Here is a 15369-nt window from a genome sequence, read left to right as displayed (position 1 = left end):
CGGGTGATATGGAGTGGATGCGCGACGGTTGCGCGAAGCTGGAGTTACAGGTTCAAGACGGCGCGCTCCAGGATCTGGCGTCGAAATTATAAGCCGAGTGTGCAGTGGCGCGTCGGTAGCAGAGAGAAGAGAGTTATCCAATGACAGACAACGAGCAAAACTACGATTCCTCCAGTATCAAGGTCCTGAAGGGCCTTGATGCGGTCCGCAAGCGTCCGGGCATGTATATCGGCGATACAGACGATGGCACCGGCCTTCACCACATGGTATTTGAGCTCGTGGATAACTCTATCGATGAGGCTCTGGCAGGACACTGCAGCCGGGTGGATATCGTGATTCATCCGGATGAGTCGGTCACCGTGAGTGACGATGGCCGTGGTATTCCCACGGAAATGCACGAGGAAGGTGTTTCCGCCGCGGAAGTGATCATGACCGTGCTGCACGCGGGCGGCAAGTTCGACGACAACACCTACAAGGTCTCTGGGGGCCTGCACGGCGTAGGTGTGTCAGTGGTCAACGCGCTGTCTCGGGAGCTGGTGCTGACCATTCGCCGCGAGGGCAAGCGCTACGAGCAGATCTACCACCACGGCGTGCCCCAGGCACCGCTGGCGGTTATCGGGGATACGGAAGGTACGGGCACATCGGTACGGTTTCACCCCTCCCCCGATACCTTTACCAACATTCTCTTCCACTTTGACCAGCTGGCTAAACGCCTGCGCGAACTGGCTTTCCTCAACTCCGGTGTCAATATTCGCCTGAAAGATGAGCGCTCGGGCCGCGAGGAGAACTACCAGTACGATGGAGGTCTGCGCGCCTTCGTCGATTATCTGAACAACAACAAGACCGTGGTGAACAAGCCGTTTCACTTTCAGGTGGATCTGGAGGACGGGATTGGGGTTGAGGTGGCGCTGCAGTGGAATGATGCCTTTGCAGAAAACATCTTCTGCTACACCAACAACATCCCCCAGCGCGACGGAGGCACCCACCTGGCGGGCTTCCGCGCCGCGCTCACCCGCAGTCTGAACAGCTATATCGAACGCGAGGGCATGGCGAAGAAGGCCAAGGTGTCCACCACCGGCGACGATGCCAGGGAAGGTCTGACTGCGATCATCTCGGTGAAAGTGCCAGACCCCAAGTTTTCCTCGCAAACCAAGGACAAGCTGGTGTCCTCCGAGGTGAAGACAGCCGTTGAGCAGGCGATGAACACCTACTTCAACGACTACCTGCTGGAAAACCCCGGTGAAGCCCGTGCCGTTGTCGGCAAGATGCTCGATGCGGCTCGCGCGCGGGAAGCGGCGCGCAAGGCCCGCGAGATGACGCGGCGCAAGGGGGCTTTGGATATTGCCGGCCTGCCAGGCAAGCTCGCCGACTGTCAGGAAAAGGACCCGGCGCTGTCGGAAATTTATCTGGTAGAGGGCGACTCGGCCGGTGGCTCTGCGAAGCAGGGCCGCAACCGCAAATTCCAGGCGATTCTTCCCCTCAAGGGCAAGATCCTCAACGTCGAGAAGGCCCGGTTTGACAAGATGTTGGGTTCAGCCGAAGTCGGCACGATTGTCACGGCGCTGGGCTGTGGTATCGGCAAGGACGAGTTCAACCCGGAGAAGCTGCGTTACCACAGCATCATCATCATGACCGATGCGGACGTCGATGGTTCCCACATCCGCACGCTGCTGCTGACCTTCTTCTTCCGCCAGATGCGCGAACTCATTGAGCGCGGGCATATCTTCATCGCCCAGCCGCCGCTGTACAAGATTTCGCGCGGCAAACAGGGCCAGTACCTGAAAGATGATGAGGCACTCAACCGCTACCTGACCCAGGCTGCTCTGGACGGTGCAGCTATTGTGGTAAACCCCGAGGCACCCCCCATTACTGGCACGGGCCTGGAAGAGCTGGTGGAGCGGTTCCGCAAGGTCGCGGCCACCATTGACCGCCTGGGCCGCCTGTATGCCCCGCCGGTGCTCTGGCAGATGGTCTACGGCGCCAGCCTGACCCTCGACCAAATGCGCGACGAGGCCGCTGTGATCGCCTTTGCTGAGAGTTTAAGTGAGTGCTTACAAACAGTGGCGCCCAAGGGAGCTCTATACACGGTCAGCGTGCGGCGCGATCAGGAGCGGCAGACCCACTACCCCGTGGTGAAGCTGTTGGCACACGGTGTGGAAACGGAAACCGAGTACCGGCACGAGTTCTTCTCTTCCGGTGAATACCGCAGCCTGGTCGCGCTGGGTGAAACCCTGAACACGCTGATCGATGAAGACGGTTACTTCCAGCGCGGCGAGAAGACTTTCCCCACCCGCAGTTTCGAGGAAGGCCTCACCTGGTTGATGGCGGAAGCGCGCAAGGGCTATAACATCCAGCGCTACAAGGGCCTGGGTGAAATGAACCCGGAGCAGCTGTGGGAAACCACCATGGACCCGGAAGCGCGCCGCATGCTGCAGGTAACGATCGAGGATGCCATCGCGGCGGACCAGATCTTTACCACACTGATGGGCGACCATGTGGAGCCCCGGCGTGAGTTCATCGAGGAGAATGCGCTGTCGGTGGCGAATTTGGATGTGTAGTGGGTCCGGCAGTTGTCGGTTATGAGGTTACCCAGTCGCCGAAGAGGTCGCAAAAATCACGATACCCAGCGCAAGGGCGCTCATGGCGAGCCAAAAGCCCGCCCCGAGGTTGAGTGACGGCTCTTCAGATAGGCTGTGGGTTTCCGGGCCATGGTGTGAGCTAATCCACAGCATCGACAACGCCAACACGACACCAAGTCCCTCGACGGTAACAAGGGCCGGGGACATGGGGGTCGGTGACTGAGGAAACCACCCCATGAGATCTGCGATATAAATTGTCAGATAACTTGCAGCCGCCCAAAAGCTCAAGGGCCAGGCGCGGCTCATTCCGCGCAATAGCCCGACGACCACTAAAAAGCTGCCCAAACCCAGAGCCGTCAGGAAAATGTTGAACAACAGCAGAGTCGCTGGCGCCATGTGTGAAAAATCACGGTTCTCGATGGGACCGCCCGGAACCAGCGATGACAGTGCGATCGCTGAAACCAGCAGCAGCACACTTAACATTCTTCGCGCGTTTTGTGTTTGCATCACCCGCTCCCCTGGACTAATCATTCAATCTTGCGATAACGGCTTCGAGCCCCGCATCTACCGCGCTCAGCCTGGCCTCGCGGCTGAACTGTGGAACCGCGATATCCACCGGTATGCCCCGCGTTTCGAACAGTTCTCCCTCTGGAGACACGTAGAATTCGTTGGCTACCGACGCACTCCAGCCGTTGCCCAGACGCTTGTCCAGTTGGTCTGAAAGACCACCTTGCGTGGCTTCGCCAATAACAGTGACTTGCGGTAAGGCGCGCATGGCAAGTGTGAAGGTTTCCGCCGCGCTCGCCGTGGTAGCGCTAGTCAGGAGAAATACCGGCCCAAGGTACTGGCGAGATCCGCGAGGGGAAATATGGATATCCCGCAATGGGGTACGCGTCTGTCCCAGACGGGCCTGCTTGCGGTAAACCAGGGTATTATTGGCAGCAAAACGACTCGCAATGGCGAGACTTACGAAGTCCTTTCCCCCGCCGTTCCGGCGGATATCCACAACGAGCGCTTCGACATCCTGAAGATCGTCGAGAACTTGATCCATTGCAGCATCAACCGCGGACAATTCCGCACCATTGTCGTTGCTATCAGCAAAACCCAGCATGGCGTCAATGGCGAGATAACCGACGTTGTCCGCGCTCGACCAGTGAACAAGCCCGTTTGCCGCACTGCGAACGGTTGTCTGCTCCGACAGGTAGGAAAGTGTAATACTGCGGTCCAGTTCCAGTTGCCCGTCAATATAAGCGTTCGCAGATTGAACCTGTTGCTGTGACAACGGAGGCAGTGCGCCCTCCAGTTCAAGCCACTCATTAAAAAGCAGAGTGACCAGGGTCGGTTTGTTGAGTACCTTAATCGCACCAAAGTCACCTTCTACCGTCATGTGAATGTCTGCAAAGGGGGCCACGAGCTGAAACAGCGCCTCGGCGAGATCATCGTCGCTACTCTGATCGCTCAACAGTGCCGCCTGTTCTGTGTAGAGGCTCAGAACATCGCGCTCGCGCAGCTCTGGGTAGATGGAAAGCTCATTCACAAGTTGATAGAAGATCGCCAGTTCTCGTTCCGGGTTGCGCTGGTACCCACGGCCGTCAGGACCGGGAAGTACGCTATCCGCGCAGACCGCTGGCAGATCAGTGACAGAATCATAGAGCGTGCCGGGTGCAGAAAATGTTGCCGTTCCATTGCTTCCGAAGTCTTCTAGCTGACCGGCTGCGATGCGGAACAGGCCTTCGATATCCGCTAAATTGACATCCGTCTCATCGACTGCGAGCAAGCAGTATTCGCTCGTAAAGTCGTAGAGGCGGAGGCTGTCGCTAGTGATCTCCAGCGCGCGGCCATACGCATCCGCCCGCCACACTCCCCGGTACTTTTCCGTAATCGTTGAGTCGGGGCTCGGAGACGGGTCGGGCGCCCCGGGGTTTTGCACTATTGCACCGCCGCCAGAGCCGCCGCAGGCACCAAGAATGGAGCCAAGGAATATCGTCGTTAATGTTGTTCGTGGTGTGTTTCGCATTTCGTGACCTCAAGGTTGGTCGTTTCTGGATGTGAGTACCGCCGACTCCGATAGTTTTTATATAAACCTTGAGGAATTCGTCCGAACCTGAGAGATCGAACTATTTTTGTGAAGGGTGTCAGTGCAGCCTTACAGGTCAGCACGACTCGCAGCAAAAAAACACTAATTAAAACAATGGGTTATCGGGCTGCGCGCGGTTCCTGATACTCTCGAGAAACCGATGCGAGTTTGCCGAGTGTGGCGAGATGGATGGGTTCAGGTCGGCTGTCGGTTTCGATAAGCGCCGGGGGTGAGGCCTTTATGTTTGCGAAACGCGGCATAGAATGCAGATTTGCTGTTAAAGCCTGCGTCCATTGCAATGCTTAACACGGAGTCATTACTGTTTTTAAGACGAGTCAGCGTATGCTCTATTCGATATGCATTCACAAAGTCGAAAAAGTTCTGTCCCAACTTCTGGTTGATTGCCTGAGAGAGGTAGTTGGTCGACACTGACAAGTTGTCTGCCAATTCGGCCAGCGAAAGGGTCGGACTGAGGTAGAGGCTCTTGTTTACCATTGCAAGCTGCGCTTCTTCAATCAGCGCCTCGGCCAGTTCTTCGGACAGCGCCGAACGGGCATATTTGCCGCTCTCGGTGGCTCCCGCCGGCGGGTTGCTTGCAACGATGGGCGGTGTGTTCGTTGCATCGATCACCATTGGTATGGGCTGGATAAACACTCTGGGTTGGCGAATGCCCAGCCAGCCAAGCGCATAAATCAAACAGACCATACTCAAGCCGAGGGCGACATCCAAATTTTCATGACGCAAAACCAGGCTCGACGTGAAAAACTCTTCCATCAGCCACACCAGGTAGACAACCAGTGTGCCCAACAAGATGTTGCGCAACCAGTCCAGGCTGACCTTCTCCGTGTTCGAACAGGACTCCAGCACATGGCGCCTGTGGTTGATCAGCAGACGAATACTCAAGAGCAACAACAACGAAAGATGCGCGATAGTGACAAACAGCTCGATGTCTCCGAGTAGCAGCTGCCAAAGAGTGTAAAAATCGGGTAGGCCACCCTCGCTCGTGAGAATCGCATATTGTAATTCTGGGCGCAGCCAGAGCAGAGGCCACGCCGCACAGCAGTGTAAAAATGGTGGCCCCCAGAGTGCGATCCGCAAAGATAGTGACTGTGGTAGGCCTGGTTGTGTCATTTCGCGACAGTAGAGGTAAATCAACACACCGTAGAGAAATTCTTTTGGCCAAAGCAGAGTGCGCAGCCAGATGTAGTCGCGCGTGAGTCCCGCGGTATCAAGGGCGTAGTCGACGAGCGCGCAAACGAAAACCAGCATGTACGCCGCGAGGTATCGATTCGCTCGAGTATTCCCATTACGCGTGGTGATCAGCGTAAAGGCGAGAAAGATGCCCTGCCCCGCCGCGAGTACGTACAGAATGGGTAGTGCTTGAATCACGGTTTGGTAGGCCCCCGGAACTGTAGACAGCTGATTGCCGCGCGAAGCACCGCTTTTTGTGTTCCGTTGGCGACACGTCATTGCTGTTGCCATACCGGCGAGTACCAATTGTAAAAGAACTGGGTGCGATTGAGTATCGTCGAACAGACCTTTGCCTCTCACATGGGCCGTTGCATCGAGATCACGCAGGGTGTTGGTGCGGCGAGCTGTCTGTCAGGCATTGATCGTTATTTTTATTTGAATCCCTGTGCCTGTTCCAGGGCCACCCTCAGCTACCGTGTGGTTGTTGTGGCAATGTTGCCACCCACGACTTGCTAAAGGGTGTAGATGAAGGTGAAACTGAATTGGCGTCCCCCAGTGGCAGTGCCGTTTATGTCAATCGCCGACTGTCGGAGGTCGGCGCCCAGGGAGAAGCGCGAACTGATCTCATAGCGCAGCCCTGCGCCTGCCCAGTAGCCGACACCGCGCCCATCGCCCGAGCGTAATGGGTTTGTCAGTTCAATTTCTGCATGGCCTAATGCCATGCCGGCACCGCCGTAGACCTGAAATCCACTGTTACCCAGAGCAAGGCTACGCCGCAGACCAAGGTGTAATTCTGCCGTGTATCCTTCGTACGGGTCAGCGCTGCCGCTTTTATCAACGCCGCTGGCGAGGACATCAACGGCGATGGAAAAAGGCAAGTTATTGCGCTGAAAGTCCATGATAAGGCCTATGCTGTCTTGCTCGTCGGCCTGCTCCCAGTCGCGGCTTTTCAATTGCTTTTGTCCCAGAGCCAAAGCAATGCTGCTCGACCAATCCTGAGCCATCCCCACTGTGCTGTAGCCCAGAATCAGCACAGCCAGCGCCGTTCTTTGGAGTAAACAGTCGTTTTTCATAGCGGTCATCTCCTCTGTCAATGTTGTGTGAACATGTGTACCGGTTCAGGACCGCGTCGGCTGGTGTGGTCTGTCGACGCCTTCGGTCCTGATGCGAACGCACAGTGTTCATGGAAACTCGCGGCAGAGCGTCCTGACCTGAGAGATCGAACCCTTTTGTTGATACTGAGAGGTATGGACTTACAGGTTCGTACCTATCTTCCCGGGGAAACTGGGCGGACCGCGCACGTATCCTCTCCCTCCGGTGGCCCAAGGTTGTCAGGGTGGGCGACAGCTTCCATTGCCCCAGTTTGCAGACCACAATAGGCCTCCGGTCCGTCTTCAGGACTCAAGCGTTTACCATCGGAGTGGTCATGACAGCGTCGCTTGCCATCGTCCCAATTGAATTGTGTGGAATTGCTATCCGTGAACGCTCTGCCGCGCCGATGGCAAGCCTGTCCAGCGCCCCTGTCACCTGTCGCGCGGGTGTTCAGGGTGACGCTCGTGGCCGCCCCGGCAAACGCCAGGTCACCGTGCTCAGCCTGGAAAGCTGGGAAGCGGCCTGCGCGGAGCTCGGTACTGTGCTCCCCTGGACGCAGCGCCGCGCCAACCTCCTGGTAAGCGGTGTGGTGTTCGGGCCGGAGTCGGTGGGCCAATTGCTGCACTTTGGCAGCCTCACCCTGGAGATAACCCGCGAGACGGACCCCTGTCGGCGCATGGACGCCGCCTATCAGGGTCTGCAGGCGGCGCTCAGGCCAGACTGGCGAGGGGGCGTGTGCTGTCGCGTGTTGAGTGATGGCGCATTGGAGGTGGGGCAACAGGGCCGGTTTGCGCCGGCACCCGCACAGGGCACCCTGCAGCTGACGTGATCATTCCGCCCGGGCTTGATGTTGCCACAACCGTCCTGCTGCTGGGTTGCTCCACTCTGACCTCACTCTTGACCGCAACGCTGGGTGCCGGCGGTGGCGTGCTGTTGCTGTTGTTGCTGGCACTGTGGCTGCCGCCCGCCATCATCATTCCCGTGCACGGGCTCATCCAGCTCGGCTCCAACGGCGGACGGGCCGCACTCACCTGGCGGCATGTCGATTGGCGCTTGCTGCGCGCATTCGCGCCGGGTGTTGCCCTGGGTGTGCTGGCGGGCGCACTGCTGCTGGTCAGCTTGCCCGCCGCGATCTGGCAGCTCACCATTGGCCTGTTCGTGTTGTACCTCTGCTGGGGCCCGCCTCTGCCCCGCGCTGCGCTGGGGGCCACGGGCACCTTTGCGGCCGCCGCCCTCACCAGTTTCGCCAGTCTGTTCGTCGGCGCAACCGGGCCGTTGGTAGCCGCCTTCGTGAAGCAGACCCAGACAGACCGGTACCGCACGGTGGCGACCTTTGCGCTCGCCATGGTGCTGCAGCACGCCCCGAAGTTGCTGGTGTTCGGCGCCGCCGGCTTTATTTTCCGCGACTGGCTGGGGTTCGCCCTGGCGATGATCGCCGCGGGCTTTGCGGGCACCTGGCTGGGGGTGCGTCTGCTGGGCGCCATCAGCGACCGGCGTTTTAGCCGCCTGCTCAATGTCGTGTTGACCGTTTTGGCCTTGCGCCTGCTGTGGCAGGCGGTCGATGCGTTGCTCGGCAGTGCCTCGGGTTTGCCGGTGTAGCTCAGGCAGCCGTGAACAACAGGCGGGTGTGACCCGCGTCGTTCATGGTGTCAAATACAGGCCTGAGCGGCATACCAATCCACATGTCGTCTGGTGCCACGCCGGTCAGCGCGCTGTTCATGTTGAACCCCTCGCTGAACGTAACGATGGCGAGGTTCTGCGGATCGGGGCCGGTGAATCCGGGCAGCGTGGGGACCCGTGCGATGGTGAAGGAGCACAGGGTTGCCGCGCCGGATACCGGCGTCCACGCCAGGTCATGCGAGGCGCAATGTGTGCAGTGGCGACGCGGATAAAAGACCCAGCCGCTGCAGCGCTGGCAGCGCGGGATGAGGATGCGTTGCTCGCGCAAGCCATCCCAGAATGGCCGGCTAATGTCGGTGGCCCGGGGGATCATTGCGTTCATCTTCAGGCTCCTGTCAGGATCAGTGCACCCTGCTCACTCATCACGCCTCCCGTGCCGGAGACGAAGGCGGTATCGTGTTTTCGCAGTTGGCGTTCGCCGGCATCTCCGCGGATCTGGGTGACCGCTTCGATCAGCTGCGACATGCCACCGGCAGCGCCCGCCTGACCGAAGGACAGCTGGCCGCCGTGGGTGTTGAGGGGGAAATCGCCGCGCCAGGTGAGATCGTGCTCGCGCAGAAACGCCATGCCTTCACCCTTGCCGCAGAATCCGGCATCCTCCAGGCTAAGCAGCACGGTGATGGTGTAGCAGTCGTAGATTTGCGCCATGTCCATATCGGCGGGCGTCAGCCCCGCCATGCCGAACGCGCGCTGTGCCGCGCGGGCTATGGGTGTCACTGTCATGTCCCGGGCGTAGCTGGGTGATTTGAAGTCCAGCTGTTCGCCGCAACCGCGAATGCGCACGGGCCGATGGCGGCAATCGCGCGCCAGGTCGTCGCTGGCGACGATAAACGCGGCACCCCCGGCAACGGGCATGACGATTTCAAGCAGGTGCAGTGGGTCTGCCACCACCTTGCTGTTCAGCACATCGTCCACCGTGATGGGATGCCCATGGAACAGCGCTTCCGGGTTCGCCTGCGCGTTGCTGCGCTGGGCCACGGCGATACCTGCCATGGCGGCGGCATCGTAGCCGTAGCGGTGTGCATACTGCTGGGCGATCATGGCGTAGCCGGTATTCTGGCCCAGGTGCCCATAAGGCAGGTCAAACTCCGCCTCGGGTGCACCAAAGCGCTGGCTGTGGCCGCCCAGCTGCATCGCCGCCGCGAAGGCGGCAGGGTCGGCGTCCGGGTCCGGCGGCGTGAGGCGCCCGGGTATCACGCAGAGAACGGCGCGGCACAGCCCGAGCTGAATGGCGGCGGCCGCGCGCCAGGCCATGGCCACGGCACTGGTACCGCCAAGGTCCACCGTCTCGGCGAAGCCAACCTGCAACCCCAGGTACTCTGCCACCACCGCTGGCACGAAGGCAGTGGCCTCGTTGAAATGCGCGCCGTTCACCGCCAGACCGTCGATGTCCTGCAGTGTCAGCCCGGCATCAATCAATGCCAGGCGTGCCAGGTCCGCCATCTGCTCAAGGTGAAACATCTGTGGCGCGGTTGCGTATTTTTCCGGCCGATACTGGGCACAGCCCACAATCGCCGCCTTGCCTGTCAAACTCACTCGCGCCTCCCCTCCCGTTGTACATCGCGGTTGACTCTGTCGGGCATGATGGGACAGAAGCGCACGCCACCCAAGCCCTGCGGGCGTAGCGGAGCAGGAAAAAGCGCAGGCGGCTTGGCGCAATGAACCGATCATGGAGAAAACCAGCCGCGGCCCGCGGGGCGCCGTTTTCTTGATTTCGCGCATGGCGCAGGGCGGCGGTCCTGTGGACTATGCGCCGGTAAAGCAGTCGATTCCGGCCAGTCTGTCCACCCCGCGCAACACTATATCTGGTGTCCGGCCTAAAAAAGTGCCCGCCATATGGGGCTTTTGCCTTGCTCTTGGCCGCCGCCTTCCCGCACACTAGTAGCGCTGCCAGCACACACGGGGAAGAGGTCATGGGAGAAGTGGTCAAGGCGTTACATACGGTGGTTGATATCGGGTTGCAGGACGCATCGCTGGATATCTGGGACAAGAAATACCGCCTCCAGGATCGCAATGGCGAGCCGGTCGACAAGGACATCGCCGATACCCTGAAACGCATCGCCCGTGCACTGGCGGACGTGGAAGACACCGACGCCGCGCGCAAACAGTGGTACCAGCGCTTCCTTTGGGCCCTGCAGAATGGGGCACTGCCCGCCGGCCGCATCATTTCCAATGCCGGTGCTGAGGCCTACAAGCCTGCGACCTCCACCATCAACTGCACGGTGTCCGGCAACATCACCGACTCCATGGATGACATCCTGCAGAAAAACCACGAAGCGGGCATGACGCTCAAGGCGGGCTGTGGCATCGGCTACGAATTCTCCACCCTGCGTCCGCGCGGTGCCTACGTGAGTGGTGCCGGGGCCTACACCTCTGGCCCCCTGTCCTTCATGGATATCTACGACCGCATGTGCTTTACCGTGTCCTCGGCTGGCGGGCGTCGCGGCGCCCAGATGGGCACGTTCGATATCCACCACCCCGATGTAATGGACTTTATTCGCGCCAAGCGCGAAGACGGCCGGCTGCGGCAGTTCAACCTGAGCCTGCTGATTACCGATGAGTTTATCGAAGCGGTGAAGGCTGAGGCGGACTGGGCGCTGAGCTTCCCCATGACCGTGAAAGAAGTGGAGGGCGACGGGCTCGACCTGGAAAACGACAGCAGTATTTTGTGGCGGCACTTCCCGGTTACCCAGGGTTATGTCAGCAATGACCGCGGTGAGGTGGCCTGCCGCATCTACAAGACGGTTCCGGCGCGCCGGCTGTGGGACATGATCATGGCCTCGACCTACGACTTCGCCGAGCCGGGCTTTATTCTCATCGACCGCGTCAACCAGATGAACAACAATTGGTGGCTGGAAGATATCCGTGCGACCAATCCCTGTGGCGAACAACCCCTCCCCCCCTACGGCAGCTGCCTGCTGGGGTCCATCAACCTGACCCGCCTGGTGCTGGACCCGTTCACCGACCAGGCCCGGTTTGACTGGGATCGCTATCGCGATGTGGTCGCTGTGTTTACCCGCATGCTCGACAACGTGGTGGAGATCAACGGCCTGCCGCTGGAGCAGCAGCGTCACGAGATCGCCTACAAGCGTCGTCACGGTATGGGTTTCCTGGGGCTGGGGTCCACCATCACCATGCTCGGCATGTGCTACGGCGATGAAGACTCCCTGACCTTCACCGAAGAAGTGGCGCGGGAAATGGCGCTGGTGGGTTGGGAACAGGGTGTGCAACTGGCCGAGGAAAAAGGCCCTGCGCCGATCATGGACGACCTGTTCGAGGTCACCCCTGAAATGCTCGCGGCGCGCCCGGAAATGCAGCGTGACGGCATTGCTGTGGGTGACCGCCTGCCAGGACGGGTCCTGCATGCGCGTTACAGCCGCTACATGCAGCGCGTTGCCGCGGTGGCGCCGGAGCTGGTGGAGCGCGTGGCGGAGCGCGGTGCGCGCTTTACCCATCACTCGTCGATAGCGCCCACGGGCACCATTTCATTGTCGCTGGCAAATAACGCCAGCAATGGCATCGAACCCAGCTTCGCGCACCACTACGCCCGCAACGTGATTCGCTCCGGGCGCAAGACAAAGGAAAAAGTGGACGTGTTCTCCTTCGAACTGCTGGCCTATCGCAGCCTGGTGAACCCCCGCGCCATGCCCTACAGCGAGCGCGACGAGGAGAAGCTCCCCGACTACTTTATCGTCGCCGACGCCGTGACCCCCAAGCAGCACGTGGATATTCAGGCGGCGGCGCAAAAGTGGGTGGACTCCTCCATCTCCAAAACCGCGAACGTTCCCACGGACTATCCCTTCGAGGATTTCAAAGACATCTACCTGTATGCCCACGGTGAGGGCTTGAAGGGTTGTACCACGTTCCGCTTCAACCCTGAGGCATTCCAGGGCGTGCTGGTAAAAGAGCAGGACCTCGAGAATACGCTCTACCAGTTCACGCTGGCGGATGGTTCCACGGTGGAGCTGAAAGGCAACGAGCAGGTGGAGTACGACGGCGAAATGCACACGGCCGCGAATCTGTTCGATGCCCTGAAAGAAGGTTATTACGGCAAGTTCTGAGCCCGGAGACAGCGATGACGGTCAAAATTGGCAGCAAAATAGTAGGCTACAAAGTGGTGCCCAAGGGCGCGACGCCGGAACCGGTGTCCGGTGATCGCGAGGCCGTGCCGGCCAGCAACGTGGTACACATGCACGAGGCATTCCAGCGTCCCGAGCGTCTTGTGGGGTCGACGTACAAGGTCAAGACGCCGATGTCCGAGCATGCCCTGTACATCACGGTGAACGACGTGATTCTCAATGAGGGTACCGAGCATGAGCTGCGCCGGCCCTTCGAGGTGTTCATCAACTCCAAGAACATGGAACACTTCCAGTGGGTGGTTGCCCTCACCCGCCTGATTTCCGCGGTATTCCGTAAAGGCGGCGATGCCACCTTCCTGGTAGAGGAGTTGAAGGCGGTGTTCGATCCGCGCGGCGGCTACTTCAAGAAAGGCGGCGTGTTCATGCCATCGATTGTGGCGGAGATTGGCTATGCCATCGAAGACCACATGAAGCACATCGGCCTTATCGACAGCAAGCTGGACGAACACCAGCAGACGTTCCTCGAGGAAAAACGCCGCGAGCTCATGGGCGAGAGCGCCAATGGGGCCGCGGACGATGCGGCAGGCGATGCACCCGCCTTCCCGCCCGGTGCCAGCCTCTGTTACAAGTGCAACACCCAGGCCGTGGTGTTGATGGACGGCTGCATGACCTGTCTCAACTGTGCCGATTCCAAGTGCGGGTAACCGCGCTTGCCGGGGCGGGGCGACAACCTGGATGGCTATGTTCTCGACAACATGGAGGGCGCGGTTGACCAGGCGGCGTTTCTCGCACGTACTGACACGCCGGTGGCAATCGTGGGAGCACGCGGCACCGGTAAAATGTACATCGCGCGCATTTTCCATACGCGCGCAGGGTTGAGCCCGGACACGCTGGTCGCCATCGACTGCCGCGAATTCCGCAACCGTGACGATGCCAATCGCCGCATACGCCACGCCCTGCAGGGCGGTGCGGGGAAAACCCTGGTGTTCAAATCGCCCCAGTTGATGAGCGCCGATGCCCAGCTGCGCCTTGCTCGCCAGATTGCGACGCGTCAGGTTCTGGACAGTGAGCCGCCCACCTACCTGCCCGCCATGCGTTTCGTGGCGTTGTTTCCGGATAGCCTCAGCAACCTGCTCGCCAGCGGCGAGTTGCAACCGCGGCTGGCGAGTGTATTCGCGGCCTACCCGATCCGGGTGCCGCCCATGCGCCACCGCCAGCAGGCCATTCTGCGCTGGGCACACAAGATCCTTGCTCAGGAGTGCGCCCTGCGCAATGTGGTGGTCAAGGGCTTTACGCCGGAAGCGGAGCAGGCGCTGCGTGAACACCCCTGGCACGGCAATATCAGCGAGATCCGCCAGCGCGTGGTGCACGCGCTGGAGCGTCGCCCCGGCGGTGCGTGGCTGACGCCCGTGGAACTGAAGCTGGCGCTTGGTGACCGCTCGCGCAGTGCCGGCGTGGCTTCACCCCTGCGGCGGCGCGACCGCGAGACGGAAAGCTACACGCCGAGTGCGCTGGAAGAGCTGAGGCAGGCCCTGGCTGATCTGTTGCAGCAGTGTGTGCACAATGAACAGGCTCTGCCCCTCGGGAGCTGGCTGCAGGACGAGGTGGTGCTTGCCGCGCTGGGTCGGTACGCCGGCGACCGCGGGCTTGCGGCCAGTTTCCTGCAGGTGCCGCGGCGCAAGCTGTCGCGCTGGCGCCCGGGTATCGAAGGCCGCCAGGCGCAGCGCAGCAGCTGCGCGGCGTGGATGGAGCCCGCTCGCCTGGTAACGGACTGGGTGCGCGGCCTGGGCCAGGGCGGAAACAGTCCGCTCGACGAAGCCGAGGCGCTGTTGCTGGCGCTGCTCGAAGACTGCCGTGAGCAGGCGACCATGGCGCAGCGCGCCGACCTGCTCGGGGTCTCCCGCCCGACTTACAGTCGGCGCTTGCAGGCGCAAGGTCACGCTGCGCAGGCGGTGGCCCATGGTTAGAAAGCCGCGGGTCCACAGCGCGCCTACCACCGGCAGCAACGCGCCGGAGTTCACACCGGGCAGCGAGCGCCCGACGCCGGCGGCACTCGCGAGCGCGTTCGCCGCACTGGGTGAGGAGCCGCTTGCCCCCCCTCTGGGTTTTTCCGCACGGCTCAATTTGTTGCTGGATCTGGCGGCCGTGGTGCCTGCGCGTATCGAAGGCCGTGTGCTTGGTGTGCTCGCGATCAATCCGGCGTGGAAAGAGCTCGAAGTGCGCCGCTGGCTGCAGCAGGACCAGCTGCCCGACCGCGCGGAACTGCGCCGGCTGGTCAAGCTGCTGGTCGCGCAGCTGGGGCCGGAACACGACGCGTTGCGCTGGGAGGCGTTTCTCGTCTACGGCTCGCCTATTGTGGGCTCACCCGTCGAACACCTGCTGTACCGCGAGGACCGCGGGCGCCGCGACATCGCCTCGCGCATCTTTGCCCTGCTGACAGAACAGTATGCCATTCCCCCCTCCAGCTACGATGCCGACCTGGTCTTCCAGCGCTGCCTCAAGCTCATGCAGCAATTCAATGTCTACGAGTGGGAAGACTTCCAGGCCGGCCACATGGAGCCGTTTCGCAGCGTGCTTTTCCCGGAATCCTCCTGAAACGTCCGCGAGCTGCGCCTTTTACCGAAAAAAGGCAAATTAGTGCTTGCAGTCGCGGAGGCACTACTAAAATACT

The 15369-nt window shown here is 60.6% G+C and carries 13 protein-coding genes; 7 read left to right on the top strand and 6 right to left on the bottom strand.

Translation table 11 applies throughout. The features are described from left to right. Nucleotides 1–140 precede the first annotated feature (140 nt). Complete coding sequence (gene gyrB, locus EGJ68_RS01880; protein ID WP_123032865.1) at nt 141–2558, top strand: DNA topoisomerase (ATP-hydrolyzing) subunit B; 2418 nt, start codon at nt 141–143, stop codon at nt 2556–2558. Between the two features lie 27 nt (nt 2559–2585). On the opposite strand, the gene EGJ68_RS01875 is transcribed toward gyrB, so the two are convergent. The 4 genes from EGJ68_RS01875 to EGJ68_RS01860 form a co-directional block, all read right to left on the bottom strand. Further along, entirely contained in the window at nt 2586–3086 is a 501-nt protein-coding gene (locus EGJ68_RS01875; RefSeq protein WP_158283455.1) for a hypothetical protein, read from the bottom strand. Between the two features lie 16 nt (nt 3087–3102). Further along, entirely contained in the window at nt 3103–4440 is a 1338-nt protein-coding gene (locus EGJ68_RS01870) for a S41 family peptidase (protein WP_158283454.1), read from the bottom strand. A gap of 411 nt (nt 4441–4851) precedes the next feature. Next, the gene (locus EGJ68_RS01865; RefSeq protein ID WP_123032862.1) at nt 4852–6138 is read right to left on the bottom strand and encodes a helix-turn-helix domain-containing protein; all 1287 of its coding nucleotides are present in this window, start codon (nt 6136–6138) and stop codon (nt 4852–4854) included. Nucleotides 6139–6359: 221 nt separating this feature from the next. Continuing rightward, the gene (locus EGJ68_RS01860) at nt 6360–6920 is read right to left on the bottom strand and encodes an outer membrane protein (protein ID WP_158283453.1); all 561 of its coding nucleotides are present in this window, start codon (nt 6918–6920) and stop codon (nt 6360–6362) included. 353 nt (nt 6921–7273) lie between these two features. Between EGJ68_RS01860 and EGJ68_RS01855 the strand changes: the two genes are divergently transcribed. Together EGJ68_RS01855 and EGJ68_RS01850 are read left to right on the top strand one after the other, a co-directional pair. Beyond that, nucleotides 7274–7768 (top strand): MOSC domain-containing protein, encoded by a 495-nt coding sequence (locus EGJ68_RS01855; RefSeq protein ID WP_199227898.1) that lies wholly within the window; start codon nt 7274–7276, stop codon nt 7766–7768. Further along, on the top strand, nt 7765–8538 hold the full coding sequence (locus tag EGJ68_RS01850; RefSeq protein ID WP_123032860.1) for a sulfite exporter TauE/SafE family protein: 774 nt from the start codon (nt 7765–7767) through the stop codon (nt 8536–8538). Before EGJ68_RS01855 ends, EGJ68_RS01850 begins: the two co-directional genes overlap by 4 nt. Nucleotide 8539: 1 nt before the next feature. Here EGJ68_RS01850 and EGJ68_RS01845 read toward each other — a convergent pair whose 3' ends face one another. Next, nucleotides 8540–8941, bottom strand: a complete 402-nt coding sequence (locus tag EGJ68_RS01845; protein WP_123032859.1) for a Zn-ribbon domain-containing OB-fold protein — start codon at nt 8939–8941, stop codon at nt 8540–8542. A gap of 2 nt (nt 8942–8943) precedes the next feature. Next, nucleotides 8944–10155, bottom strand: a complete 1212-nt coding sequence (locus EGJ68_RS01840) for a thiolase family protein (protein ID WP_123032858.1) — start codon at nt 10153–10155, stop codon at nt 8944–8946. 377 nt (nt 10156–10532) lie between these two features. Between EGJ68_RS01840 and EGJ68_RS01835 the strand changes: the two genes are divergently transcribed. The 4 genes from EGJ68_RS01835 to EGJ68_RS01820 are packed head-to-tail and all read left to right on the top strand — an operon-like array spanning nt 10533 to nt 15293. Continuing rightward, a complete protein-coding gene (locus EGJ68_RS01835) occupies nt 10533–12680 on the top strand; it encodes an adenosylcobalamin-dependent ribonucleoside-diphosphate reductase (protein WP_123032857.1) in 2148 nt (715 codons plus the stop codon). 14 nt (nt 12681–12694) lie between these two features. Next, nucleotides 12695–13402: a TSCPD domain-containing protein gene (locus EGJ68_RS01830; protein WP_123032856.1), complete on the top strand. Its 708-nt coding sequence runs from the start codon at nt 12695–12697 to the stop codon at nt 13400–13402. A gap of 6 nt (nt 13403–13408) precedes the next feature. Continuing rightward, complete coding sequence (locus tag EGJ68_RS01825; RefSeq protein ID WP_123032855.1) at nt 13409–14665, top strand: AAA-type ATPase lid domain-containing protein; 1257 nt, start codon at nt 13409–13411, stop codon at nt 14663–14665. After that, nucleotides 14658–15293, top strand: coding sequence for a hypothetical protein (locus EGJ68_RS01820; protein WP_123032854.1), 636 nt, complete (start codon nt 14658–14660; stop codon nt 15291–15293). The genes EGJ68_RS01825 and EGJ68_RS01820 overlap by 8 nt, the downstream gene beginning before the upstream one ends. Nucleotides 15294–15369 lie beyond the last annotated feature (76 nt).

It is taken from the genome of Haliea alexandrii (assembly GCF_003719295.1).
In the GTDB taxonomy this organism is placed as follows: domain Bacteria; phylum Pseudomonadota; class Gammaproteobacteria; order Pseudomonadales; family Halieaceae; genus Haliea; species Haliea alexandrii.
Note: the sequence above shows the minus strand (reverse complement) of the source record. Positions and strands in the feature narration are given on the sequence as shown.

Bases quoted from the DNA above. Each gene is read 5' to 3' on its own strand.
- gyrB (WP_123032865.1), top strand. From the start codon at position 141: ATGACAGACAACGAGCAAAACTACGATTCCTCCAGTATCAAGGTCCTG.
- EGJ68_RS01875 (WP_158283455.1), bottom strand. From the start codon at position 3,086: ATGCAAACACAAAACGCGCGAAGAATGTTAAGTGTGCTGCTGCTGGTT.
- EGJ68_RS01865 (WP_123032862.1), bottom strand. From the start codon at position 6,138: ATGGCAACAGCAATGACGTGTCGCCAACGGAACACAAAAAGCGGTGCT.
- EGJ68_RS01860 (WP_158283453.1), bottom strand. From the start codon at position 6,920: ATGAAAAACGACTGTTTACTCCAAAGAACGGCGCTGGCTGTGCTGATT.
- EGJ68_RS01855 (WP_199227898.1), top strand. From the start codon at position 7,274: ATGACAGCGTCGCTTGCCATCGTCCCAATTGAATTGTGTGGAATTGCT.
- EGJ68_RS01845 (WP_123032859.1), bottom strand. From the start codon at position 8,941: ATGAACGCAATGATCCCCCGGGCCACCGACATTAGCCGGCCATTCTGG.
- EGJ68_RS01835 (WP_123032857.1), top strand. From the start codon at position 10,533: ATGGGAGAAGTGGTCAAGGCGTTACATACGGTGGTTGATATCGGGTTG.
- EGJ68_RS01830 (WP_123032856.1), top strand. From the start codon at position 12,695: ATGACGGTCAAAATTGGCAGCAAAATAGTAGGCTACAAAGTGGTGCCC.
- EGJ68_RS01820 (WP_123032854.1), top strand. From the start codon at position 14,658: ATGGTTAGAAAGCCGCGGGTCCACAGCGCGCCTACCACCGGCAGCAAC.